Annotated in this window: 23 protein-coding genes and 1 pseudogene; 9 read left to right on the forward strand and 15 right to left on the reverse strand. The window is 64.6% G+C overall.

All coding sequences use genetic code 11. The features are described from left to right. Positions 1–142: 142 nt before the first annotated feature. The 3 genes and pseudogenes from AC56LG_RS04830 to AC56LG_RS04840 all read left to right on the forward strand — a co-directional run bounded on the left by AC56LG_RS04830 (position 143) and on the right by AC56LG_RS04840 (position 1,210). Positions 143–430 carry a helix-turn-helix domain-containing protein gene (locus tag AC56LG_RS04830; RefSeq protein WP_497164976.1) on the forward strand — a complete coding sequence of 96 codons (288 nt, stop codon included), beginning with the start codon at positions 143–145 and terminating at the stop codon, positions 428–430. A gap of 35 nt (positions 431–465) precedes the next feature. Beyond that, positions 466–615: pseudogene (locus AC56LG_RS04835) on the forward strand (HipA domain-containing protein); the annotation flags it as partial. A gap of 28 nt (positions 616–643) precedes the next feature. Then, on the forward strand, positions 644–1,210 hold the full coding sequence (locus AC56LG_RS04840; protein WP_497164977.1) for a HipA domain-containing protein: 567 nt from the start codon (positions 644–646) through the stop codon (positions 1,208–1,210). Between the two features lie 39 nt (positions 1,211–1,249). On the opposite strand, the gene pyrE is transcribed toward AC56LG_RS04840, so the two are convergent. Further along, the gene (pyrE, locus tag AC56LG_RS04845) at positions 1,250–1,909 is read right to left on the reverse strand and encodes an orotate phosphoribosyltransferase (RefSeq protein WP_497164978.1); all 660 of its coding nucleotides are present in this window, start codon (positions 1,907–1,909) and stop codon (positions 1,250–1,252) included. 83 nt (positions 1,910–1,992) lie between these two features. Between pyrE and AC56LG_RS04850 the strand changes: the two genes are divergently transcribed. Further along, positions 1,993–2,763: an exodeoxyribonuclease III gene (locus AC56LG_RS04850; protein WP_497164979.1), complete on the forward strand. Its 771-nt coding sequence runs from the start codon at positions 1,993–1,995 to the stop codon at positions 2,761–2,763. 3 nt (positions 2,764–2,766) lie between these two features. Here AC56LG_RS04850 and AC56LG_RS04855 read toward each other — a convergent pair whose 3' ends face one another. The 8 genes from AC56LG_RS04855 to gshB all read right to left on the reverse strand — a co-directional run bounded on the left by AC56LG_RS04855 (position 2,767) and on the right by gshB (position 10,043). Beyond that, entirely contained in the window at positions 2,767–3,690 is a 924-nt protein-coding gene (locus AC56LG_RS04855) for a pseudouridine synthase (RefSeq protein ID WP_497164980.1), read from the reverse strand. Beyond that, the gene (locus tag AC56LG_RS04860; RefSeq protein WP_497164981.1) at positions 3,691–4,575 is read right to left on the reverse strand and encodes a M48 family metallopeptidase; all 885 of its coding nucleotides are present in this window, start codon (positions 4,573–4,575) and stop codon (positions 3,691–3,693) included. 130 nt (positions 4,576–4,705) lie between these two features. Next, complete coding sequence (gene metW / locus AC56LG_RS04865; protein ID WP_497164982.1) at positions 4,706–5,320, reverse strand: methionine biosynthesis protein MetW; 615 nt, start codon at positions 5,318–5,320, stop codon at positions 4,706–4,708. After that, positions 5,317–6,507, reverse strand: coding sequence for a homoserine O-succinyltransferase MetX (gene metX, locus AC56LG_RS04870; RefSeq protein WP_497164983.1), 1,191 nt, complete (start codon positions 6,505–6,507; stop codon positions 5,317–5,319). The genes metW and metX overlap by 4 nt, the downstream gene beginning before the upstream one ends. A gap of 25 nt (positions 6,508–6,532) precedes the next feature. Further along, positions 6,533–8,302: a phosphoenolpyruvate--protein phosphotransferase gene (ptsP, locus tag AC56LG_RS04875; RefSeq protein WP_497165024.1), complete on the reverse strand. Its 1,770-nt coding sequence runs from the start codon at positions 8,300–8,302 to the stop codon at positions 6,533–6,535. 35 nt (positions 8,303–8,337) lie between these two features. After that, positions 8,338–8,607: an HPr family phosphocarrier protein gene (locus AC56LG_RS04880; protein ID WP_192053164.1), complete on the reverse strand. Its 270-nt coding sequence runs from the start codon at positions 8,605–8,607 to the stop codon at positions 8,338–8,340. Between the two features lie 88 nt (positions 8,608–8,695). Further along, the gene (locus AC56LG_RS04885; protein ID WP_497164984.1) at positions 8,696–9,097 is read right to left on the reverse strand and encodes a PTS sugar transporter subunit IIA; all 402 of its coding nucleotides are present in this window, start codon (positions 9,095–9,097) and stop codon (positions 8,696–8,698) included. A 1-nt stretch (position 9,098) separates the two neighbouring features. Beyond that, positions 9,099–10,043 carry a glutathione synthase gene (gene gshB, locus AC56LG_RS04890; protein ID WP_497164985.1) on the reverse strand — a complete coding sequence of 315 codons (945 nt, stop codon included), beginning with the start codon at positions 10,041–10,043 and terminating at the stop codon, positions 9,099–9,101. 179 nt (positions 10,044–10,222) lie between these two features. Between gshB and AC56LG_RS04895 the strand changes: the two genes are divergently transcribed. Continuing rightward, the gene (locus tag AC56LG_RS04895; protein WP_497164986.1) at positions 10,223–10,936 is read left to right on the forward strand and encodes a class I SAM-dependent methyltransferase; all 714 of its coding nucleotides are present in this window, start codon (positions 10,223–10,225) and stop codon (positions 10,934–10,936) included. Between the two features lie 67 nt (positions 10,937–11,003). On the opposite strand, the gene AC56LG_RS04900 is transcribed toward AC56LG_RS04895, so the two are convergent. The 5 genes from AC56LG_RS04900 to AC56LG_RS04920 form a co-directional block, all read right to left on the reverse strand. Next, on the reverse strand, positions 11,004–11,876 hold the full coding sequence (locus tag AC56LG_RS04900; RefSeq protein WP_497164987.1) for an alpha/beta hydrolase: 873 nt from the start codon (positions 11,874–11,876) through the stop codon (positions 11,004–11,006). Positions 11,877–12,008: 132 nt separating this feature from the next. Further along, positions 12,009–13,310: a glutamate--cysteine ligase gene (gene gshA / locus AC56LG_RS04905; RefSeq protein WP_497164988.1), complete on the reverse strand. Its 1,302-nt coding sequence runs from the start codon at positions 13,308–13,310 to the stop codon at positions 12,009–12,011. A 173-nt stretch (positions 13,311–13,483) separates the two neighbouring features. Continuing rightward, a complete protein-coding gene (amt, locus tag AC56LG_RS04910) occupies positions 13,484–14,884 on the reverse strand; it encodes an ammonium transporter (RefSeq protein ID WP_497165025.1) in 1,401 nt (466 codons plus the stop codon). A 23-nt stretch (positions 14,885–14,907) separates the two neighbouring features. Then, positions 14,908–15,246, reverse strand: a complete 339-nt coding sequence (gene glnK / locus AC56LG_RS04915; RefSeq protein ID WP_192053152.1) for a P-II family nitrogen regulator — start codon at positions 15,244–15,246, stop codon at positions 14,908–14,910. A 13-nt stretch (positions 15,247–15,259) separates the two neighbouring features. Continuing rightward, complete coding sequence (locus AC56LG_RS04920; RefSeq protein WP_497164989.1) at positions 15,260–16,012, reverse strand: TorF family putative porin; 753 nt, start codon at positions 16,010–16,012, stop codon at positions 15,260–15,262. A 244-nt stretch (positions 16,013–16,256) separates the two neighbouring features. Here AC56LG_RS04920 and AC56LG_RS04925 point away from each other — a divergent pair, with 244 nt between their 5' ends. The 4 genes from AC56LG_RS04925 (at position 16,257) to AC56LG_RS04940 (ending at position 20,330) form a co-directional block, all read left to right on the forward strand. Next, the gene (locus AC56LG_RS04925; protein WP_136222310.1) at positions 16,257–16,511 is read left to right on the forward strand and encodes an accessory factor UbiK family protein; all 255 of its coding nucleotides are present in this window, start codon (positions 16,257–16,259) and stop codon (positions 16,509–16,511) included. 42 nt (positions 16,512–16,553) lie between these two features. After that, complete coding sequence (locus AC56LG_RS04930; RefSeq protein WP_497164990.1) at positions 16,554–19,040, forward strand: adenosylcobalamin-dependent ribonucleoside-diphosphate reductase; 2,487 nt, start codon at positions 16,554–16,556, stop codon at positions 19,038–19,040. A gap of 94 nt (positions 19,041–19,134) precedes the next feature. Beyond that, complete coding sequence (locus AC56LG_RS04935; protein WP_497164991.1) at positions 19,135–19,677, forward strand: OmpH/Skp family outer membrane protein; 543 nt, start codon at positions 19,135–19,137, stop codon at positions 19,675–19,677. 98 nt (positions 19,678–19,775) lie between these two features. Then, the gene (locus tag AC56LG_RS04940) at positions 19,776–20,330 is read left to right on the forward strand and encodes a DUF2239 family protein (RefSeq protein ID WP_497164992.1); all 555 of its coding nucleotides are present in this window, start codon (positions 19,776–19,778) and stop codon (positions 20,328–20,330) included. A 61-nt stretch (positions 20,331–20,391) separates the two neighbouring features. Here AC56LG_RS04940 and AC56LG_RS04945 read toward each other — a convergent pair whose 3' ends face one another. After that, a complete protein-coding gene (locus AC56LG_RS04945) occupies positions 20,392–22,959 on the reverse strand; it encodes a M16 family metallopeptidase (RefSeq protein ID WP_497165026.1) in 2,568 nt (855 codons plus the stop codon). Between the last annotated feature and the right edge of the window lies 1 nt (position 22,960).

A 22,960-nucleotide genomic window follows, 5' to 3' on the forward strand; every position in this document is an offset into this window, starting at 1 on the left:
TCCCCATTCATCCAGTTGTTTCGGACTTCCAGAAATTACCAGGATAATTCAGATAACAAATGCCTAATTTCGGAATTTAAGAAATAGCGATCGATTGCGTCTTATACTCGTTCTATTTCTGAATTTCCGAAACAGGAAGATCATGGATGCTACCCTGGCCGTTCTCACAAGTCCCGAGGCACTCGGGCCTCTCGTACGCCGGCGCCGCCGCGCGCTGCAGCTACGTATCGACGACGCTGCAGCATTGCTCGGCGTCTCGGTCGACTTGATGTCGCGGCTGGAAAACGGCCAAGGCAGCGTGCGCCTGGACAAAGCACTGACCATTCTCGATGGCCTGGGCCTGGCGCTGCTGGTCGTCCCCAAGGAGCATGTCTGGGTACGACAAGCAGGTCTTGCACCTGCGCCACCTGAACCCGGAGCAATTCCGTGAATGTCGCGCTCGACGTCTTTGCCGGTGAGGTGCCGATGGCGCACATCGGGCATGATCCACGCGCCGATACCTGGTCACTGCTCTATGCGGCTCACTGGCTCGACGATCCAGGCGCCTTTCCGCTGTCGCCATCCTTGCCGCTGCAAACGCCTGCGCGCGACTACGACGCGCGCTCGATCAAGCGCTTCATCGAACATTTGCTGCCGGAAGGGCATGCCCTGGAAGTACGAGCGCAATCTCGGAAAAGAACCCGCGGTACGCGACATTCGGGACGGCATGAGTTTCGAGCGCCTGTTCGGGCTTGGCGAGCTGACGGGCAACAAGGCCGTCGCCAAACTGACGATGCTGCGCTGGGCGCTCTTTCAGTTCCTGATCGGGAACAGCGATGCGCATGGCAAGAATTTTTCGTTCTTTATCGGTCCTGGCACTTATCTCGAACCGGCGCCCTGGTACGACCTGGTCAGCGTGGTCCAGTACACCCATTGCGACACCGATCTGGCCATGGCATTCGGCGATGCGTTCACCCTGCACGAGGTCACGCCATTTGCCCTCGCCGACTTTGCCGCACGATGCGGCATCGACCGCAAACTGATGCGTCGCGAGGCGCAGCGTCTTGCCAAAGCGGCCATTGACGCGGCTGACGAATTGGCACGTTCAACCGATTACCGGGAAGATGAACGCGCATTCGTAATGCAGGTCGCCGCGTTCATCGGCCGGCAGGCGGCGCGCCTGGCGAGCCTGGCGCGCGAAGCGGCGACGATTCCTGCAGGGCTTCTTTGACCCGGCGCCAGGCAGAGCGCGCCCGGACGCGCGGTCGCCTCAGACCCCGTAGCGCGTCCGGTAGGCGGCTACCGCTTCCTTGTGCTGGCCCAGTTCGGCGCCGGACTCGCCCGACAGGTAGGTAAACAGGTCGTCCAGGTTGGCGATCGAGATGACGGGAATGCCGAATTCCTGCGCCACCTGCTGCACCGCCGAGCCGTTCGACAACGCATCGTCCTTGCCCGAGCGCTCCATGCGGTCGAGGGCGATCAGCACGGCGGCCGGTTCGGCGCCGGCGGCGCGGATCATCGCGACCGATTCGCGCACCGAGGTACCGGCCGAGATCACGTCGTCGACGATCACGACTTTCCCTTTCAAGCCGGCGCCGACGATGGTGCCGCCTTCGCCATGGTCCTTGGCTTCCTTGCGGTTGTAGGCGTACGAGGTGTTGCGGCCCTTGCCGGCCAGGGCGACGGCGGTGCTTGATGCCAGCGTGATGCCCTTGTAGGCCGGGCCGAACAGCATGTCGAATTCGACGCCGGCATCGAGCAGGGTCTGGGCATAGAACTGGGCCAGCTGACCCAGGGTGGCGCCGTCGTGGAACAGGCCGGCGTTGAAAAAATACGGCGACTGGCGCCCGGCCTTGGTGGTGAACTCGCCGAACTTGAGCACTCCCGTCGAGACCGAAAAAGCGATAAACTGTTGGCGCAAATTGTTCACGATGACCCCACATTAAAAAAGTGGCTGTATTTTAATCCAGCCGCCGGGCGACGTGCCCGCCTTCCCTTCCCTCTTTTATTTCCATGCCACGAATTATTTCCGCCAACCTGAACGGCATCCGTTCGGCCCACAAAAAAGGTTTTTTCAACTGGCTCGCCACCGTCGACGCCGACTTCATCTGCGTGCAGGAACTGAAAGCCCAGGAAGCCGACATGACCGAGGATTTTCTGCGTCCGCACGGCTACCACGGCCATTTCCACTACGCCGAAAAGAAGGGCTATTCGGGCACCGGCGTGTATAGCCGCCTGGCCCCGGATACCAGGCGCATCGGCTTCGGCTGCCAGGAATTCGACGCCGAAGGCCGCTATACGCGCTGCGATTTCGGCAACCTGACCGTGATCTCGCTGTACGCGCCGTCGGGCTCGTCCTCGCCCGAGCGCCAGCTGGCCAAGTTCCGCTTCATGGAAGTGTTCCTGCCGCACCTGCAGGAGCTGAAGGCCGAAGGACGCGAAGTCGTCATCTGCGGCGACTGGAACATCGCTCACAAGGAGATCGACCTCAAGAACTGGAAGAGCAACCAGAAGAACTCGGGCTTCCTGCCGGAAGAACGCGCCTGGATGACGCGTCTGTTCGACGAACTCGGCCTGGTCGACGTGCACCGCACCGTGGCGCCGGAAGCGGCGGACTACACCTGGTGGAGCAACCGCGGCCAGTCATGGGCAAAGAACGTCGGCTGGCGCATCGACTACCATGTGGCGACGCCGGGCATCGCGGCCAAGGCGCATACGGTGTCGGTGTACAAGGACGAGCGTTTTTCCGATCACGCGCCATTGATCATCGACTACCACCTGTAATTGTCATGCGGGCCAGTCCAGCGTGCGTTCGCTCTCGAACGTGCGCTTCTGGCCCGTCAACGGATCGTCGAAACTGATCGACCGCGCCAGCAGTTGCAGCGGCGCCGAAAAATCGTCGCCCTTGCAGGGCAGCGCCACCGGATAAAAGGCGTCGTTCAGGATCGGCGCGCCGAGCGAGGACAGGTGCAGGCGCAGCTGGTGCTTGCGGCCCGTGTGCGGATGCAGGCGGTAGCGCACGACGTCGCCGCGGCGCTCGACCAGTTCGATCAGCGTTTCCGAATTCGGCTCGCCCGGCACTTCTTCGCTGACGAAAAACTGCGCCGCGTCCTGCATGCGGCTGCGGTAGGTAAAGGGAAAATCGCGCCCCGCGATCGGCCCGGCCAGCGCCTCGTACACCTTGTTGACCACCCGCTTCTGGAACATCGACTGGTATTTGCCGCGCGTCTCGAGGTTGTGCGAAAAGATCACAACGCCCGCCGTTTCGCGGTCGAGGCGGTGGATCGGGGTCAGGTGCGGCAGTTCCAGCTGCGCCTTCAAGCGCACCAGCAGCGTCTCGTGCAGGAAGCGCCCTGTCGGGATCATCGGCAGGAAATGCGGCTTGTCGACGATCAGCAGGTGCGCGTCCTGGAACAGGATGCGTTCCTTGAACGGGATCGGCGTTTCCGCTTCGTCGAGTTCGCGGTAATACCAGATGCGCATGCCTTGGCGGACATGGCTGTCCGCTTGTAAAGGCGTGCCGCTGGCATCGACCACCTCGCCACGCCCCAGGCGTGCGGCCCACGATGCCGGCGTCACGTCGGGAAAACGCTCGGCGAGAAAACGCAGCATGCCGCCGGCGCGCGTTTCGGTCAGCCACAGGTAGCTGGGCGCGACGCCGGCGCGCACCGGCAGCGGGACGTAGGCGTTGGCTTCTGCCTGGCGACCCATTTAACGTAATGCGACGTTGGTACGGTAAGGCGGCAACTGCTTCACCGTGGTGCCCTTGCTGCGCGCGTACAGCGGCAGCAGCACGTTCATGTGCTCTTCCATGTCCCTGATCCGGGTTTCGCCGCCCGGGTGGGTCGACAGGAATTCCGGCGGCGCGCCCTTGTTCAGCATCGCCATCTTGCGCCACAGGGCGATGCCGGCGCGCGGGTCGTAGCCGGCGCGCGCCGCGATGTCGAGGCCGACCAGGTCGGCTTCGCGCTCTTCGTCGCGCGAGAATTTCAGCACCACGCCCTGGCCGATCATGCCGGTGACGGTGTTGGTGATGCTCGGGTCGATGCCGAAGATGGCCGCGCCGATGGCGCCGGCGCCGCGCGCGACCACCGAGGTGATGCCGGACTTGGCGGCGCGCTCGCGGCCATGCTCGCGCAGCGCGTGGGCGATTTCGTGGCCCATGATGGCGGCCATTTCGTCGTCGGTGAGTTTCAGCTGGTTGATGATGCCGGTGAAGAAGCCGATGCGCCCGCCCGGCATGCAAAAGGCGTTGACCTGCGGCTGGTCGAACAGGTTGACTTGCCACTGCCAACCTTTGGCCGAGGCATTCCAGCGCGGCGTGTGCGGGATGATGCGCTGGGCGACGCTGCGCAGGCGCTTGACCTGCGGATCGGTCGCCGGCACCAGCGCGCCCTTTTGCTGGGCTTCGGACATCATCGCCTGGTACTGCTGGGCCGCCTGCGCGTTGAGCTGCTCTTCCGGCACGATCACGCGCACGCGCGAGAGTGGCTTGACGGCGATGCCATCCTGGACGACTTGCTCCTTCTGGGCGTGCGCCGTGCCGAGGGCGGCGAGCATGGCAATGGCGGCGGCGAGGTGTTTGAGTTTGTTCATGTCGGTAGCGGGGTGTGATGTTTTGTCAACAGCATCGTCGCAGAAATGGGCGGTTTTGTACGCACGATAAGGGCGCGCATGTTCGAACGCGTGGACGGGGGACTCGTCCACGCGTTCAACCAGCTTCCGCTCAGCCGCGCTTTGCCTTCTTGCGCAGCCTGAACACCGCCAGGCTCCCACGCAGATTCGGCAGGAAGGTCACCGGCTTGCCCTCCGCCAGCGCCACGTATTCGATCACCTCGAGCCCGCACTCTTCCGCCAGCTCCTTGAAATCGTAGATGGTTGCGCAGCGCACGTTCGGCGTGTCGTACCACTGGTAGGGCAGCGAGCGCGAAACCGGCATCCGGCCTTTCAGCAAAGCCACCCGGTGCGGCCAGTACGCAAAATTCGGGAACGAGACGATGGCCTCTGACCCCACGCGCACGATGTCGCGCAGCAGCGCTTCCACGTGCTGCATCATCTGCAGCGAGGACAGGCACAGCACCGTGTCGAACGAATTGTCGCCGAACAGGCCCAGGCCCGCTTCCATGTCGTGCTGGATGACGTTGATGCCGCGGCGGGTGCTTTCCAGTACCTTGTCGTCGGCGATCTCGATGCCGTAGCCGGTGCAGCGCTTGCCCTTTTCCAGGTAGCGCAGCATGGCGCCGTCGCCGCAGCCGACGTCCAGCACGTGGGCGCCGTCGCCGACCCAGTGCGCGATGAAGGCGAGGTCGGGTCGCAGCGTGGTCAGGTCTTCGAATTTCATGCCGCCTCCCCTGCCGTTTGTTCCCAGATGCGGTCGTAATAGGCGCGCACCACGCCCATGTAGCGCGCGTCCTCCAGCAGGAAGGCGTCGTGCCCGTGCGGCGCGTCGATCTCGGCGTAGGTCACCTGGCGCCGGTTGGAAATGAGGGCCTCGACGATCTCGCGGCTGCGCTCCGGCGAGAAGCGCCAGTCGGTGGTGAACGAGGCGATCAGGAACTGCGCGCGCGTGGTGGCCAGCGCTTTCGTCAGGTCGCCGCCGTGCTCGCGCGCCGGGTCGAAGTAGTCGAGCGCCTTGGTGATCAGGAGGTAAGTATTGGCGTCGAAGTATTCGGAGAATTTATCGCCCTGGTAGCGCAGGTAGGATTCGATCTCGAAGTCGATGCCGAAGTCGAATTTGTAGTCGTTATTCTCGGCGGCGTTGCGCAGCTTGCGCCCGAATTTTTCCGCCATGTCGTCGTTCGACAAATAGGTGATGTGGCCGACCATGCGCGCCACCTTCAACCCGTTCTTCGGCACCGTGCCGTGTTCGTAAAAATCGCCGCCGTGGTAGTCCGGGTCGGTGAGGATGGCCTGGCGCGCGACGTCGTTGAAGGCGATGTTCTGGGCCGACAGCTTCGGCGTCGAGGCGATGACGATGCAGTGGCGCAGGCGTTCGGGGAACATGATGGCCCACGAGAGCGCCTGCATGCCGCCGAGCGAGCCACCCATGACGGCGGCGAACTGTTCGATGCCGAGGCGGTCGGCCAGGCGCGCCTGGGCGCTGACCCAGTCCTCGACCGTCAGCAGCGGAAACGCCGCGCCATACGGCTTGCCAGTGGCCGGGTTGGTGTGCATCGGGCCGGTCGAGCCGAAGCAGGAGCCGAGGTTGTTGACGCCGATGACGAAGAAGCGGTCGGTGTCGAGCGGCTTGCCGGGCCCGACCATGTTGTCCCACCAGCCGAGGTTTTTCGGCGCGTCGGCATAGCTGCCGGCGACGTGGTGCGAAGCGTTCAGTGCATGGCAGACCAGCACCGCGTTCGAGCGCGCGGCGTTGAGCGTGCCGTAGGTTTCATACATCAGCGTGTAGTCGCCGAGCTGGGCGCCGCTTTGCAGGCGCAGCGGCTCGGCGAAATGCATCGCTGACGGTGAAACGATTCCAATGGATCCCATGAGACTTTCTTGACTGTGTTCGGCGGCCGCCTTCTGCATCCTGGCCGCCTTTTATAAGACGTGATTACGTGAGTTGCAGTTGTTCGACCGCTTCGGCGATGTCGCCCGGTTCCATCGAGCGCATGATGCGGCGCATGCGCGGTGCGATCTGCGCCAGGTCGGCATTCAGGATTTCCTGCTTCACCGCCAGCAGCTGGGCCGGATGCATCGAGAATTCGCGCAGGCCCATGCCCAGCAGCAGGCGCGTCAGCTTGATGTCGCCCGCCATCTCGCCGCAGACGGCGACGTCGATGCCCGCCTTCTGGCCGGCGGCGATCGTCATGCCGATCAGCTGCAGGATCGCCGGGTGGAGCGGATCGTACAGGTGCGCCACTTCGTAGTCGACGCGGTCGATCGCCAGCGTATATTGGATAAGGTCATTCGTGCCGATCGAGAGGAAATTCATGCGCCGCACGAACATCGGCAGCGCCAGCGCGGCGGCCGGGATCTCGATCATGGCGCCCACTTCCACCGCTTCGTCGAACTTGATGTTCTGTTCGCGCAGCTGGGCCTTGGCCTGCTCGAGCATGTTCAGGGTCTGGTCGATCTCGAAGGCGTGCGCCAGCATCGGGATCAGGATGCGCACCTTGCCGAAGCAGGACGCGCGCAGGATCGCGCGCAGCTGGGTCAGGAACAGCTGCGGCTCGGCCAGGCAGTAGCGGATCGCGCGCAGGCCCAGCGCGGGATTGAGCGCCGTGTGTTCGGTCGGGTCGAGCGGCTTGTCGGCGCCGACGTCGAGCGTGCGGATCGTTACCGTGCGGCCCTTCATCGCCACCACGGCGCGCCGGTACTGCTCGAACTGTTCGTCCTCGTCCGGCACCTTCAAACCTGGCGCGCCGCGGCCCATGAACAGGAATTCGGAGCGGAACAGGCCGATGCCGGTGGCGCCGGCCTCCAGCGCATGCGGGCAGTCGTCGGGCAGTTCGATGTTCGCCATCAGCTTGATCGCCGTGCCGTCCCTGGTCACGGCCGGCGTCTTCTTGAGCTTTTGCAGGCGCTTGCGCGCCTTGGTCAGTGCCAGCTGGCGCGCGCGGTACTGCTCCATCACCAGCGGGCTCGGATTGCAGATCACCACGCCGGCGTCGCCGTCGACGATGATCCAGTCGTCCTGCTCGATCAGGCGCGAAGCCTGGCTCATGCCGACCGCCGCCGGGATGTCGAGCGAGCGCGCGACGATCGCGGTGTGCGAGTTCTGGCCGCCGACGTCGGTGACGAAACCGATGAAGGAACGCGATTCGCCGCCGCGGTCGCGGAAGGCCAGCATGTCGGCCGGCGAGATGTCGTGCGCGACGACGACCATCTGCGGCGCGTAGCCGTCGTCGCCGGCCAGCACCGGCGGCACCGACAGGGCGGTACCCATCAACACCTTCAGCACCCGCTCGGCGACCTGCTGGATGTCGTGCTTGCGCTCGCGCAGATAAGGGTCTTCGATCTCGTCGAACTGGGCGGATAACTCGTCGATCTGCGTCACCAGCGCCCACTCGGCGTTGTAGTGGCGGCTACGGATGATGTCGAGCGGTGCTTCGGAGATCATCGGATCGGACAGGATCAGGGCGTGGACGTCGATGAACGCGCCCAGTTCGGTCGGCGCGTCCTTTGGCAGGTCGGTCCACAGTTCCTGCAGGTTGCGGTGCACTTCGGCGATCGCATCCTGCAGGCGCTTGACTTCGGCCTCGACCTGCTCGACCTGCACCAGGTAGTGCTTGACGTCGAGCGCGGCGGGCGTGAGCAGGTGCGCGCGCCCGATCGCGATCCCGCGCGAGACGGGGATGCCATGGAGCGTGAACGACGCCATCGAGGGTCCCGAACGGTAGCGGCCCGATTCCGGCATTACTCGCCTTCGCCGAACTTGTCGTTGACCAGGCCCGCGAGGGCGGCCAGTGCATCGCCCTCGTCCGGGCCATCGGCTTCGAGCGTGACTTTGGCGCCCTTGCCGGCGGCCAGCATCATGACGCCCATGATCGACTTGGCGTTGATGCGGCGGCCATTACGGGTGAGCCAGACTTCGCTTTTGTACTTCGCGGCCAGCTGGGTGAATTTGGCGGAGGCGCGGGCGTGCAAGCCCAGTTTGTTGATAATTTCAAGTTCTTGTTGAATCATGTTCTCGTTTTCTTTTCAATCGTCAGAACCGCGGCACCCGTCCGCTCCTGTATATCAGCTCGAACTACGCAGCTTCAACTACGCCTGTTCAACCGACGCGGATGCGGTTATCGACCCGCACCGCGCCATTCTGGGCACCCGCCAGCGCCATTTCCACCACCACGTCGAGCGTGTCGCGCCGGTAGGTGATTGCACGCAGCAGCATCGGCAGGCTGATGCCGGCGATGACTTCCACGCGGCCGGCGATCGCCAGCGAATTGCAGCAATTCGATGGCGTACCACCCTTGATGTCGGTGATCACCAGCACGCCATCGCCGTCGTCGAGGCGTGCGATCGCCTCGCGCGCGCGGACGTTGACGGCGTGCGTGTCTTCGTCGGCGGCGACGTCGATCGCCTCAAAACGCTCGGTCGGCCCGCGAAACACGTGGGCCGCCGCCGCGATGAATGCCTGGCCCAGTGGTGCGTGGGTCAGGAGCAAAATACCTACCATGTCATTTTCCTGTTGCCGACTCGACGGCATCGATGAACATCGCCGCAACGTCGAAGCCGGTCTGGTCGGTGATCTCCTGGAAGCAGGTCGGGCTGGTGACATTCACCTCGGTCAGGAAATCGCCGATCACGTCCAATCCTACCAGTAACAGGCCACGCTCGGCCAGCATCGGCCCCAGCGCCTCGGCGATCTCGCGGTCGCGCTCGGTGATCGGCTGGGCCACGCCGATGCCGCCGGCGGCCAGGTTGCCGCGCACTTCGGTGCCCTGCGGAATGCGCGCCAGCGCGAACGGCACCGGCTTGCCGCCGATGACAAGGATGCGCTTGTCGCCTTTGACGATCTCGGGAATGTATTTTTGCACCATGATGGTGCGCTTTCCGTTGTCGCTCAGTGTTTCGATGATGGCGCCCAGGTTCATCGCATCGGCCTTCACCCGGAAGATGCCGGTGCCGCCCATGCCGTCGAGCGGCTTGAAGATCACGTCGCCGTGCTCGGCATGGAAGGCGCGCAGGCGCTTTTCCGAGGACGTGACCAGGGTCGGCGAGGTGAACTGGCTGAACTGGCCGATCGCCAGCTTTTCGTTGTGGTCGCGGATCGCCGACGGGCGGTTGAAGACGCGCGCACCCTGCTTTTCGGCCAACTCGAGCAAATAGGTGCCGTAGACATATTCCATGTCGAACGGCGGGTCCTTGCGCTCGATGATGGCGTCGAATTCCGACAGGCGCGTATCGACCGCCTCATCGGCGCGGTACCACACGTCCTGCTCGCCGGTCAGGTGGATGCGCGCCACTTCGGCGCTGACCACGCCCTGCTCGAGCGCCATGTGGCGCTGCTCGAAGAAATAGAGCTCGTGGCCGCGCCGCGCCGCTTCGCGCATCATGGCGAAGGTCGAGTCCTTGTAGATCTTGAAACCGGAGAGCGGATCGGCGAGGAAGGCGATTTTCATGAAGGGTCCTGTCTGGGTAATGCCCTCGATTTTAGCCGGAATCCCGAATGCGCGCGGCCGGCCGGGCCGTGCCAATCTTTTCCACACGCACATAGTGCTTGTGAGCAAATTGTGCATGATCGCGTGGACGCCTGAGCGCGCGCAAACCGAAGCGCGATTGCCTGGGCGACGATGGACGCATGACTGCTCAACTCGACCAACAAGCGGAACAAGACCGCATCGCCAGCGTGTACCGCGGCTGGCACGGCGGCGCGGCGCTGGCGCGCTACGCCTGGCACCGGCCCGACATCGTGGTCCAGCACGCCATGCGCCTACGCGTGTTGTCGCGCCTGCTTGCCGGCACCGTCGGTACCGATCTCGGCAAGATCCGCGCCGTCGACGTCGGCTGCGGCACCGGCGGCTTCCTGCGCCAGCTGATCGACTGGGGGGCGACGCCGGCCAATCTCACCGGGACCGAGCTCCAGCAAGACCGGCTCGACCTCGCCCAGCCGCGTTCAGCGCCCGGCGTGCACTGGCACTGCGGCGCCCTGAATGCGCTGCCGGCGGCCAGCGCCGACCTCGTCAGCGCGCACACCGTGCTCTCCTCGATCCTCGACCCCGAACTGCGCCAGCAGCTCGCAGCCGACATGTGGCGCGTACTGAAACCCGGCGGCTGGTGCCTGGTGTTCGACTTCCGCTACAACAACCCGCGCAACCCGCACGTGCGCAAGGTCACGCGCACTGAGCTCGACAGTTATTGGCCGGGACACCGCCAGCAGTACCAGACCTTGCTGCTGGCCCCGCCCATCGGCCGCGCACTGGCCGGCCTGCCGGCGCTGGTGAGCGAAACGTTGGCAGCCCTGGCGCCGCCGCTGCGTTCGCATTTCATGTACATGGCGCAAAAAGAGCGGTAGGGTGGGCCGGGCCGCGCAGGACCCTGTGCCCACGCGTGACGTCTGCACTGTGTTGGCTGAGTCTTTCTTAAGACGAAGCCGACTCCTTCTTCGCCACAGTGCTCCTACGAAAACTATGCGCTAAGAAGCGCCCGATGCGCTCTTCATACTCACGTGGCGCATAAGCGTGCAGATCGACGTGAGCCGCGCCTGGAACTTCCCACAGTGCTTTGGGCTGGGCTGCACCCGCGAAGATACGCCGGGTCTCCTCGATCGTCGTATGCAGATCGCGCTCACCCGCCGCCACCATGACCGGCATCCGCAATCCGGGCATGGCATCGATCGGCCGCAATTGCTGCTGATTGATGTCCAGGCGCAGCGGCAACTGCCGCGACAGCGGCATGGCAAGCACGCCGGCACGCTGGCGCAGCCGGTCTTCGACCGCTTCCTCGATGGTGGGATACATCGACTCGAGCACGACAGCGTCCACTTGTAGGCAGGTTTTACATAGCATGAACGAGGCAGCCCCGAGCGAGACGCCGATCAAGCCGAGCGGCTCTCCCGGTGTCTGCTCGCGCAAGAACGCCAGCGCCGCCTGCACGCCGTCCGCTTCGCGCAATCCAAAGGTAATCGCCGGTGCAACGCTTTCGCCATGGCCCGGCAAGTCGATCAGCAACACGCTGTAGCCGGACGTGGCGAGGAAGCGCGCGCGCCCCAGCATCTGGCGCCGGTCGGCGCGAATGCCGTGCAACAGCAAGATGGCGCCCTTGCCGCTGCCGCGCAGGAACCAGCCGGCAACGGGCGGTCCATTACCGCGTTCGATCTGCACCTTGTCGGCCTGCAAACCGGCCGGCCGCGGCACCAGGTGCTGCGTCGGCGCGACCAGAGTCGATCCGGCCAACCACGACAGGACCGCACCGCCCATCAAGAGGCCCAGTAAAAGAATCGACAGGCGGCGCATGCGCACTCCCTCAGTTGAAGCCTGGCGCAATTGCCGAGCGAAATATTGAACAAGTATTATCGCTTCACGGCCTGCCTTTGGCGTAAAAAAGGGCCCTGGCCGGTCCCTTGTTCGTGTTGCCCTGCCCGAGGCTTAATAAACCTCTGGATTCGGATCCGTCCGTTCCATTTCCAGCGAGGCCGCCAGCAAGCCCAGGCGCGCCACGACGCCGTACACATAAAACCGGTTCGGCGCCGCCGTTCCCGGTTTCGCTTTCAGGTCCGGCACCGCGTGCTGCTGGGCAAACGCGAGCGGCACGTACTGCGAGCCCGGCGCGTTCAGGTTCTGGTCGATGCCGCGCTCGGCGTGCACGCGATAAAAACCGCCGACCACGTAGCGGTCGATCATGCAGACCACCGGTTCGGCCACCGCGTCGTCGATTTTTTCAAAGGTCGGCACGCCTTCCTGCACGATCAGGTCGGTAACAGCCAGTCCATCCTTGACTACCGACATCTTGGCGCGCTGCTTGAGCGTCAGGTCGCGCACTTCGCTGGCGTCCTTGATCGTCATGATGCCCATGCCATAGGTACCGGCGTCCGGCTTCACGATCACGAAGGGCTTTTGTTCCTTCATGCCGTATTCCTTGTACTTCTTCTTGATCTTCGAGAGCAGCGCCGAGACGGCGTCGGCCAGGGCTTCGGTGCCCTGGTCGTGCTCGAGGTCGACGTCGCCGACTTTCGCATGCAGCGGGTTGACCAGCCACGGATCGATGTCGATCAGCTTGCCGAACTTCTTCGCCACTTCGTCAAAGGCTTTCAGGTGATTGCTCTTGCGGCGGATTGCCCAGCCGGCGTGGACCGGCGGCAGCAGCGACTGTTCGTGGACGTTTTCCAGGATCGACGGGATGCCGGCCGACAGATCGTTGTTGAGCAAAATGGTGCACGGATCGAAGTCGGCCAGGCCCAGGCGGCGGCCGTTGGGCGAACGCACCAGCGGTTCGACCACCAGCATGTTCCCGTCCGGCAGCGCCAGCGGCGTCGGCTGGGTGACTTCAGGGGACAGCGAACCCAGGCGCACATGCAGGCCGGTCTGGCGGAAGATCTGCATCAGGCGCGCCACGTTTTGCAGGTAATGCGGGTTGCGCGTCTGCGTTTCCGGGATCAGGAGCAGGTTGCGCGCGTCTGGACAATACTTGTCGATCGCCGCCATCGCCGCCTGCACGGTCAGCGGCAGCATCTCGCTGGCCAGGTTGTTGAAGCCGCCCGGAAACAGATTGGTGTCGACCGGCGCCAGCTTATAACCGGCGTTGCGCAGGTCGACCGAGCAGTAAAACGGCGGCGTATGCTCCTGCCACTCGAGGCGGAACCAGCGCTCGATCGCGGGGGTGGCGTCGAGGATCTTTTTTTCTAAATCGAGCAGCGGGCCGGTCAGGGCGGTAGCGAGGTGCGGAACCATGAAAGTGGGCGTCCTTGTTGGGCTTTAAAAGCGGAGCTTTAAAAACGGGCTTCTTGGGAATGGATGCCCTTATTTGGGGCAATTTTCACCATTTTAAAGGCAATGCTGCAGCGCACGAAGAATAAAAAAAGCGCCCCGCAGGGCGCCTCTTTCATGCAGATCGGGTCGCGGTGTTACGCATGGTACGCCGATTCGCCGTGGCTGGTAATATCCAGGCCCTCGCGTTCCTGCTCTTCCGGCACGCGCAGTCCGATCACGAGATCGACGAGTTTGAAGGCCACGAAGGCAATCACGGCCGACCAGATGATGGTCACGCCCACCGCCTGGGCCTGCACCCAGACCTGGTGGCCGATCGAGTAGTCGGGCGAGGCCTTGTTGGCGACGTAATCCCAGACGCCCTGCCCGCCCAGTTGCGGCGAAGCGAACACGCCGGTCAGCAAGGCGCCGACGATGCCGCCGACACCGTGCACGCCGAACACGTCGAGCGAATCGTCGACGCGCAGCATGCGCTTGAGGCCATTCACGCCCCACAGGCAGACGATGCCGCCGACCAGGCCGATCACCAGCGCGCCCATCGGGCCGACGAAGCCGCAGGCCGGGGTGATCGCCACCAGGCCCGAGACGGCGCCCGACGCGGCGCCCAGCATCGACGGTTTGCCCTTGGTGATCCATTCGCCCATGGTCCAGGCGACGGTGGCGGCGGCGGTCGCCAGCAGCGTGTTGATGAAGGCGAGCGCGGCGACGTCGCCGGCTTCCAGCGCCGAACCGGCGTTGAAGCCGAACCAGCCCACCCACAGCAGCGAAGCGCCGATCATGGTCATGGTCATCGAGTGGGGCGCCATCGATTCGCGGCCGTAGCCGACGCGCTTGCCGATCACGTAGGCGCCGACCAGGCCGGCCACCGCCGCATTGATGTGGACCACGGTGCCGCCCGCGAAGTCGAGCGCGCCCTTCTGCCACAGCCAGCCGGCGGCGTCGGTAACGGCGGCCAGCGATGCCGCATCGGTGATCGCGTCAGGACCAGCCCAGAACCAGACCATGTGCGCCACCGGCAAGTAACCGAAGGTAAACCACAGCACGATGAACACCAGCACCGCCGAGAAGCGCGCGCGCTCGGCAAAGGCGCCGACGATCAGGGCGCAGGTGATGGCGGCAAAGGTTCCCTGGAAGGCGACGAAGATGAATTCGGGGATCATCGTCTCCTTGCTGAAGGTGCCGGCCATGCTGAACACGCCGGCCACCGGATCGTAGATCCCGTTCAGGAAGGCGCGGTCGAAGCCGCCGATAAAGGCGCTGCCGCCCGTGAATGCCAGCGAATAGCCATACAGGCACCACAGCACGATGATCAGCGAGAACACCATGAACACTTGCAGCAGCACCGACAGCATGTTCTTGGCACGTACCAGGCCGCCGTAGAACAGCGCCAGGCCCGGGATCGACATCATGATCACCAGCAGGGTGGCGACGAACATCCAGGCGGTATCGCCCTTGTTGATGGAAGGCGCGGCCATGGCCGGCAATGCAAGGGTAAGCCCAAGCGCGAGCCCCAGCGCGGGGGCGAGGATTTTGTGCATCATTGGTTTCATTGGAAATCCCCTTACAGTGCGTCGTTGCCGGTCTCGCCGGTACGGATACGGATGACCTGGTTGAGGTCGGACACGAAGATCTTGCCGTCGCCGATCTTGCCGGTGCGCGCGGCGCCCTGGATGGCGTCGATCACCTGGTCGATGACGGCATCGTCGACGGCCGCTTCGATCTTGATTTTCGGGAGGAAGTCGACCACGTATTCGGCGCCGCGGTAGAGCTCGGTATGGCCCTTCTGGCGTCCGAAGCCTTTCACTTCGGTGACCGTCATGCCCTGCACGTTAATTTCCGACAGCGCCTCACGCACCTCGTCGAGCTTGAAGGGCTTGATAATGGCGGTAATCAGTTTCATCGCATTGCCTCTTTCAGAAAGTTTTTGAGATGGACACGACCGCTGCCGAACGGCCCTGGTTGCGTCCATCGGGAACGAAATAGGCCTCGGTGTCGGCCTTGACCCAGGCCACGGCCACGCTGGCGAAGCCGAAGTCCTTGGTGAAGCCGAGCTTGTAATCGTTATAGGACAAGGCGCTGTTGTTCTTCACGCGCTGGCGGCCGACGTGCATGTTCAGCACCAGGCCCTCGACCGCTTCGATCGGCAGGTTGGCGCCGAAGTCGAGGTAGCCGCTCTGCTTGCTGTCGACGGTGCCGAACAGGTTGGTGGTCGCGTGCGAGTATTTCAGGTAGGCCGGGCCGATGCCGATCTGGCCGTACAGCTCGAAGGTGTTCGCATTAGGATTGAGGTCGTTCGACGGGTACCAGTAGTACAGGCCGCCGACGTCGTAGCTGACGTACTCGTTGATCTGGCCGCGCTTGCCGGCGTAGACGTCGACTTCGACGTCGCCGTCGCCACCCAGGTCCTTGGTCCACTTGATGGTGGACAGCCAGGTGCCGACGTACAGGCCGGTCGGGGTATGGGTATAGTCGGCGCCGCCCTGCAAGGCCGGGTCGAAGCGGGTCTGCGACAGGCCGCGGTAGCGGTACTCGTTGGTGAGCGTGGCGTTGTAGCTGACCGTATGCTCGGCTGCAGGCGCTTCCTGTGCCTGTACGCTCCCCATCATTGCCAGCGCAATCATGAACGCGCTCCCCGTTGCTGCACTTCCTGCTAACTTGCTCTTCATGACGATTCCCCTGGATGTGGATGGATGTAATGTCTCCGGTGCCTGAGTTGCAGCTTTATTCATCCTGTAGCAGAATGCGTGCCAGCTTATCGGGGTGTCGCATGTGCTTGATTTCTTGCGTACTTGCCCCATTTTTGGTGCTAATCACCACAAATTCGTGCGTACTGCGGGCAAGACACGCCGTCACGCACTAAACGAGGTCGCCGCGCACCACCGTGGTGCGCCGCCTCGCTGACCAGGACTGATGGACATGAATAATTTCTTCAACGACTTGCAAGGCAAGATCAACCAGGCGATGGAAAGCTCGCCCGCCAAGGACATCGAGCGCAACGTCAAGGCGATGATGACCCAGGGCTTTTCCAAGCTCGACCTGGTGACCCGCGAGGAATTCGATATCCAGGCCCAGGTGCTGGCCAAGACGCGCGCCAAGCTCGAAGCGCTCGAGCTGCGCGTGGCCGAGCTGGAAGCGCGGCTGACGGAGACGGCTCCGAAGGTGTAAGCGCTCCCGGCGCATGCTGTAGTGCTCAACGAAAGCGGCGCCATGAATGCAAAAGAAAAACTGATCGGCACGGACTTGCCCGCGCAAGAGGTATCGATCGACGTACTGCGCGAGAAATACGCAAAAGGCGATGAAACCTCGGTGGCCGACGTGCGCCGGCGCGTAGCCCACGCCCTCGCCGCGCACGAGGCGCCGCAGCGGCGCGCCGAATGGTCCGGGCGCTTCCTGTGGGCCATGGAGCATGGCTTCGTGCCCGGTGGCCGCATCAACTCCGCCGCCGGCCTCGATTTAAAAGCCACCCTTATCAACTGTTTCGTCCAGCCGGTCGGCGACTCCGTCACCGGCGTCGAAGACGGCTTGCCCGGCATCTACACGGCGTTGGCGGAAGCCGCGGAAACGATGCGCCGCGGCGGCGGCGTCGGCTACGACTTCAGCGCCATCCGCCCCTTGGGCGCCGTCGTGCATGGGACCCGCTCGCGCGCGTCCGGCCCGGTGTCGTACATGGAACTGTTCGACGCTTCCTGCCGCACCGTCGAATCGGCCGGCGCCCGGCGCGGCGCCCAGATGGGCGTGCTGCGCATCGACCATCCCGACATCGAACGGTTTATTGCGGCCAAGGACCGCGGCGGCCTCTCGAATTTCAATATCTCGGTGGGGGTAAGCGACGCCTTCATGGAGGCGCTGGAAGCGGACGCTAGTTTCTCCCTCGTGCACCGCGCCGAGCCGGGGGAAGAGCTGGTGGCCGCCGGCGCCCACCGACGCGAGGATGGCTTGTGGGTCTGGCGCGAGGTGCGCGCGACAACGCTATGGGACAGCATCATGGCGTCGACCTACGACCATGCCGAGCCGGGCGTGCTGTTCATCGACCGCATGAACGCCGAAAACAACCTCTGGTACTGCGAACAGCTGCGCGCCACCAATCCCTGCGGCGAGCAGCCGCTGCCGGCCTATGGCTGCTGCGATCTCGGCTCGGTGAATCTCACCTGCTTCGTCGACCAGCCGTTCACGCCCGGGGCCCGCTTCGACCTCGAACGCATGCGCGAAGTGGCCACCATCGCGGTACGCATGCTCGACCTGGTACTCGACGCCACCGAATGGCCGCTGCCGCAGCAGGCGGCGGAAGCACGCGCCAAGCGCCGCATCGGCCTTGGCTTCCTCGGCCTGGGCAGCACACTGGTGATGCTGGGGCTACGCTACGACGCGCCCGAGGGCCGCGCGCTGGCCGCGCAGATCGCGGAAAACCTGCGCGATGCCGCCTATGCGGCATCGAACGAACTGGCGTGCGAAAAAGGCGCCTTTCCCCTGTTCGACGCCGCGCGCTACCTGGAAGGCGCGTTCGTTTCGCGCCTGCCGTCCGCGCTGCGCGACGCCATCCGCATCCACGGCATCCGCAATTCACACCTGCTGTCGATCGCGCCGACCGGCACCATTGCCCTTGCCTTTGCCGACAATGCCTCGAACGGCATCGAGCCTGCCTATTCCTGGACTTATCAACGCAGGAAGCGCATGCCCGACGATGCGATGCGCGCCTACGAGGTGCAAGACCACGCCTGGCGCCTGTACCGGCGCATGCATCCCGAAGCGACGCCGGAGGGCGCGCTGCCGCCCGCTTTCGTCACCGCACTGCAGATGCGCGCCGATGACCACCTGCGCATGCTCGAAGCCGTGCAGCCCTTCATCGACACGTCGATCTCGAAGACGGTGAACGTGCCGGTTGATTACCCGTATGACGACTTCCGCGGCCTGTACCTGAAAGCCTGGCGCGCCGGCTTGAAAGGCCTGGCGACCTACCGCCCGAACACGGTGCTGGGCAGCGTGCTCGGCGCCAGTCCGTCGACCGAGGCGACGACCGGCGACCCTGCCTGCCCCGACGAAGACCCGCTGAGGAAGCGCTTCGAAGGGCGGCCGCTGGGAGAACTCGATTCGGTCACCTCGAAGATTGAATACGCGACCCAGGAAGGCCGCAAGACCCTGTACCTGACGGTGAGCTTCATCCGCGTCGAGGGCATGGCCGACGGCGTGCCGGTGACGATCGAGCGCCCCTTCGAATTCTTCATGCCGGCCAACCAGCGCAGCGACGGCCAGCAGTGGATCACTTCCTCGATGCGCCTGCTGTCGATGCTGGCGCGCGCCGGCGGACCGATCGCGAAAGCGCTGGCCGACATGCGCGACGTGGTCTGGGAAAAGGGACCGGTGCGCTGCGGTTTCCTCACGCGCGAAGACGGCACCCGGGTCCCCGTGTTCCACGATTCGGAGGCGGCGGCGGTCGGCTTCATGCTGCAGCGGATCCTGATTGGGCGTGGCTTCCTCGACAGCCAGGGCAACGGCGTGCCGGTGGCGCAGCTGGCGCGCCAGCTGGCCGTGCGCGACGTTGCGAGTGAAGCCGCGCCGTACGACGCCGCATCTATTCCCGCCGCCGCGCCGCGGGCGCTTGGCGCCAAATGCCCGGAATGCGGCGCCCGCGCGCTGCGCAAGAGCGAGGGGTGTACGCGCTGCGACAACTGCCAATATGTGGGCGAATGCGGCTGAGTTGTCGTTCCGGCCGGGCCGGTGCGGTGATACCATCGTGAATCCGGCTGCGCGGCAGTGCGCGCGCGGCCGGCCCACAACCGAAGGAAATCCATTGAACAAGTATGTGACGTATGCGCACCGAATTGCGCTTTGTCCTGCGCTCGGCCTTGCGCTCGGCCTGGCAGGCGCCGCACCGGCCAGTGCCCAGGACACCGGCCGCGCGCTCGAAGCGCGCATCGTCGTGGTGGACGTCGAACGTCTGCTGGTCGAGTCGAAACGCGCGCGCAGCGCCTCCGCCAGGATCGAAGCCGAATTCGCGCCGCGGCGCCAGCAGATCCAGGCCCAGCTGCGCCAACTGCGCGAGATGTCGGAAAAGCTGGCCCAGGATGCGCCGCGCCTCGACGACCGCGAACAACTGGTCCGTTCGCGCGCGGTGGGCGAACTCGAACGCACCGTGCGCCGCGCCCAGGAGCGGATCAAGGACGATTTTGCCGAACGCACGCATGCCGAGCGTACCGCGCTTGCCATGCGCATCCACGACATCGTACTGACCCTGCCCGCCCGCCAGGGTGTGGACGTGGTCCTGACGCGCACGATCTGGCACCGGCCGCAGATCGACGTCACTGACAAGGTGGAAACATTGCTGGACCGCTGACGGCATCATTTTACCCGGATCTTATTGCGCTCATATTTTTATCCGGGTAATATCTCCGCATGCGTGCCAGTCCGGCGCGCCTTCTCCAGGAGAATCCCATGCTGCCGAGTTACTGCATCGCCTTTGCCGGAACCGAACTACTGGCCAGGGGCGAACTCGTCGCCGTCGTGCGCGCCGTCAAGGCGGCACTCGACGGCGGCACCGACCGTTCGATCGCGCTGCTCGATGCGGCGACCAGCCGTCCCGTCGAGATCAATTTCACCGGTACCGAAGAAGAGGTCTTGCAGCGCATTCCGCGCGCGCCCGTGCGCAGCGCCGGCCGCCCCAAGCTGGGCGTGGTGCCGCGCGAGGTGACGCTGCTGCCACGCCATTGGGAATGGCTGGCGAAGCAGCCCGGCGGCGCTTCGGTGGCGCTGCGCAAACTGGTCGAACACGCCTCGCGCGATGCGCGCGACGCCGACACGATGCGCGAAGCGCGCGATGCGGCCTACCGCTTCATGCATGAGCTGATGGGGGATGCGGCGGGGTTCGAGGAAGCATCGCGGGCGCTGTTCGCGGGCGATGGCGCGCGCTTTGCGGGCCTGGTGGCGGAGTGGCCGGTGGGAGTGCGGGATCACCTGCTGGAACTGGCAGGGCCGGCGTTCGCCAGCTGACATAAAAAAAAGCCCGGCTCGTGCGAGTACCGGGCGTTTCCATGCGCACTGCGCCGCGGTGTTACTTGACGCCGCTGGCCTCCTTGGCCGCCTTGGCAAAATCACCTGCCGTCACGAACGAGATGTCCGCCGGCTTGATGAATTGGCGCATCGCCTCGTTCACCTGCGCGAGCGTCAGCTTGCGCACCTGGTTCTCCACTGCGGCATCGAAGGCCATGGTCCGGTCCAGCGACAAGTATTCGGACAAGGCGCCGGCAAGCGCCTCGTCGGAGGTACGCGACACTTCCTCGGCCTGCAGCCAACCCTTCTTCGCTTCCACCAGTTCGGCTTCGGTAAAGCCTTCGCTCACCGCGCGCTGCAGTTCTTCGCGCAGGACGGCTTCGACTTTCGCGGTGTTTTGCGGCGCGCTCATGGCGTACGCCATCCAGATGCCGGCAGGGTCGCGCGTCGGAATGCTCAGCTGCGAGCCGACGCCATACGACAGGCCCTCCTTCTGGCGGATGCGGTCGGCCAGGCGCGAACGCAGCGCGCCGCCGCCCAGCATGTAGTCGGCCATGACCAGCGCGGGATAGGCTTTCGCGTCGTTCTTCAGGGGCATCGGGTGAACTGCCAGCAGCAGGCTGCTGGCCTTGTCCGGCGTCTCCAGCGCCACCTTCTGGCCGGCGACCGGCTTGATGGTGCCGGGGACGCGCACGTACTTCTGCTGCGCGTCCCAGCCGCCGTACAGGTGCCCCACCTGGGCCTCGAGCGCGGCCGCATCGAAATCGCCCACGGCGGCAAAGGTGGCGTTGTCGGCGCCATAGAAGGCGGCGTGGAATGCCTTGACCTCGGCGACCGTGACCGCCTGTTGCGCCGCCAGTTTTTCCGGCAGCGTCAGCGCATGCTTGACGTGCCCTTGTAGCGTCGTGTCGAGCAGGCGCGAGAGTGCGACGCTGGCCTGCGGATTTGGTTCCGGAATCGCCTGCTCGGTCGCATTGATGTTCGCGCGCTGGAATTCGCCGAATTCGGCCGGCGCAAACGCGGGCTTCCTGAGCACCTCGGCCATGAGGTCCATCGCGGCCGGCAGGTTTTCGCGCGTGGTGGTCACCGTCGCGGTAATGCCTTCGGCGCCGCCGGAAATGCTGGGCTGGGCCTTGAGCTTGTCGAACATGTCCTTCAACTGCTGGCGCGACTTGTCCTGGGTGCCGTAGCTCAGCAGGCCGGCCGCAAAACTGCCGGCGGTCGCCTTGTTGCGCAGGCTTTCTTCGGTACCGAAGCGCAGCCGGATCGTCGCGGTGACGAGGCCGCCCTTGGTCTTCTTCGGCAGCAGCGCTCCCTTCAGGCCGCCGGCCAGCTGGAAGCGCCGGGTGCGCGCTTCGATGTTGGCCGGGCTTGGATCGAACACTTCACCCTGCGCCACGACCGCCCGGCCCTTGTAGCCGTTGACGACGGCGGCGATGTCGACCGTTCCCGGCACCACGGTACGGTCCGGCGCATCGGTCGGCACGAATACGCCCAGCGTGCGGTTCGAGGCCTTGAGGTATTTCTCGGCAGCGGCCTGCACGGCCTTGGCGTCGACCGCTTCGACCTGATCGCGGTTGACGAAGAACAGGCGCCAGTCGCCCGCCGCCATCGCTTCGGTCAGGCCGATCGTCAGGCGTGCGCTGTTGTTCATCGCCAGTTCGATGTTCTTGCCGATCGCCTGGCGTGCACGCGCCACTTCTTCTTCGGTGACCGGATGGGACTTCAAGTCTTCCAGCACCTTGAGCAGCGCGTCCTGGGCCGGCGCCAGCGGCTGCTCCTTCGGCACCACGGCGCCGAAGATACGATAGCCGGGTTCGAGGTTGCTGACCGCGGAAACGTCGAGACGGGTCGCCAGCCTGGTTTCCACCAGTGCCTTGTGCAGGCGGCCCGACGGCGCATCGGCCAGCACGCGCGCCAGTACCTCGAGCGCCGCCGCATCCGCGTGTCCGCTCGGCGCGACGTGGTAGCCGGCGCCGACGAACTGGGTGCCGCCGGCGCGGCGCACCGTGACGGAACGTTCGCCGTCCTGGGTCGGTTCAAGCGTATAGGTCGGCTGGATCACGCGCGACGGTTTCGGGATCTTGCCGAACAGGGTGTTCACTTGCGCCAGCACCTTGGCCTCGTCGAAGCGGCCGGCGACGATCAGCAAGGCGTTGTCCGGTTGGTAGTACTGCTTGTAGAAAGCGCGCAGGCGCGGGATGTTCACTTGCTCGATGTCGGAACGGGCGCCGATGGTCGACTTGCCGTAATTGTGCCAGTCGTAGGCGACGGCCTGCAGGCGCTCGGTGGTGACGCTGATCGGATCGCTCTCGCCGATCTCGAACTCGTTGCGCACGACCGTCATCTCGCCTTTGTTGGTCCTGGTATTCCACAGGTCATCCTGCGAAATCGGCGCATTGACCATGCGGTCCGCTTCCAGCGCCAGCATGGTGCGCAGGTTGTCGTCGCTGGCCGGGAAGGTGGCGTAGTAATTGGTGCGGTCGTACCAGGTCGTGCCGTTGAAATCGGCGCCGAGGCTGTTGAGCACTTCGACCGGACTCTGCGTACCCTTTTTGACGCCGAAATTCCCGGTCGGCTTGAACAGCAGGTGTTCCCAGCAAGTGCGCCATGCCGGTCTCGCCGTAATT

This window comes from Telluria sp. ZB2R32 (assembly GCF_059685715.1).

What these genes read in the sequence shown, in the direction of transcription:
- AC56LG_RS04830 (WP_497164976.1), top strand. Translation starts at nt 143, where the DNA reads ATGGATGCTACCCTGGCCGTTCTCACAAGTCCCGAGGCACTCGGGCCT.
- AC56LG_RS04840 (WP_497164977.1), top strand. Translation starts at nt 644, where the DNA reads ATGCCCTGGAAGTACGAGCGCAATCTCGGAAAAGAACCCGCGGTACGC.
- AC56LG_RS04850 (WP_497164979.1), top strand. Translation starts at nt 1,993, where the DNA reads ATGCCACGAATTATTTCCGCCAACCTGAACGGCATCCGTTCGGCCCAC.
- AC56LG_RS04855 (WP_497164980.1), bottom strand. Translation starts at nt 3,690, where the DNA reads ATGGGTCGCCAGGCAGAAGCCAACGCCTACGTCCCGCTGCCGGTGCGC.
- AC56LG_RS04860 (WP_497164981.1), bottom strand. Translation starts at nt 4,575, where the DNA reads ATGAACAAACTCAAACACCTCGCCGCCGCCATTGCCATGCTCGCCGCC.
- metW (WP_497164982.1), bottom strand. Translation starts at nt 5,320, where the DNA reads ATGAAATTCGAAGACCTGACCACGCTGCGACCCGACCTCGCCTTCATC.
- metX (WP_497164983.1), bottom strand. Translation starts at nt 6,507, where the DNA reads ATGCAGAAGGCGGCCGCCGAACACAGTCAAGAAAGTCTCATGGGATCC.
- ptsP (WP_497165024.1), bottom strand. Translation starts at nt 8,302, where the DNA reads ATGGCGTCGTTCACGCTCCATGGCATCCCCGTCTCGCGCGGGATCGCG.
- AC56LG_RS04880 (WP_192053164.1), bottom strand. Translation starts at nt 8,607, where the DNA reads ATGATTCAACAAGAACTTGAAATTATCAACAAACTGGGCTTGCACGCC.
- AC56LG_RS04885 (WP_497164984.1), bottom strand. Translation starts at nt 9,097, where the DNA reads ATGGTAGGTATTTTGCTCCTGACCCACGCACCACTGGGCCAGGCATTC.
- gshB (WP_497164985.1), bottom strand. Translation starts at nt 10,043, where the DNA reads ATGAAAATCGCCTTCCTCGCCGATCCGCTCTCCGGTTTCAAGATCTAC.
- AC56LG_RS04895 (WP_497164986.1), top strand. Translation starts at nt 10,223, where the DNA reads ATGACTGCTCAACTCGACCAACAAGCGGAACAAGACCGCATCGCCAGC.
- AC56LG_RS04900 (WP_497164987.1), bottom strand. Translation starts at nt 11,876, where the DNA reads ATGCGCCGCCTGTCGATTCTTTTACTGGGCCTCTTGATGGGCGGTGCG.
- gshA (WP_497164988.1), bottom strand. Translation starts at nt 13,310, where the DNA reads ATGGTTCCGCACCTCGCTACCGCCCTGACCGGCCCGCTGCTCGATTTA.
- amt (WP_497165025.1), bottom strand. Translation starts at nt 14,884, where the DNA reads ATGCACAAAATCCTCGCCCCCGCGCTGGGGCTCGCGCTTGGGCTTACC.
- glnK (WP_192053152.1), bottom strand. Translation starts at nt 15,246, where the DNA reads ATGAAACTGATTACCGCCATTATCAAGCCCTTCAAGCTCGACGAGGTG.
- AC56LG_RS04920 (WP_497164989.1), bottom strand. Translation starts at nt 16,012, where the DNA reads ATGAAGAGCAAGTTAGCAGGAAGTGCAGCAACGGGGAGCGCGTTCATG.
- AC56LG_RS04925 (WP_136222310.1), top strand. Translation starts at nt 16,257, where the DNA reads ATGGACATGAATAATTTCTTCAACGACTTGCAAGGCAAGATCAACCAG.
- AC56LG_RS04930 (WP_497164990.1), top strand. Translation starts at nt 16,554, where the DNA reads ATGAATGCAAAAGAAAAACTGATCGGCACGGACTTGCCCGCGCAAGAG.
- AC56LG_RS04940 (WP_497164992.1), top strand. Translation starts at nt 19,776, where the DNA reads ATGCTGCCGAGTTACTGCATCGCCTTTGCCGGAACCGAACTACTGGCC.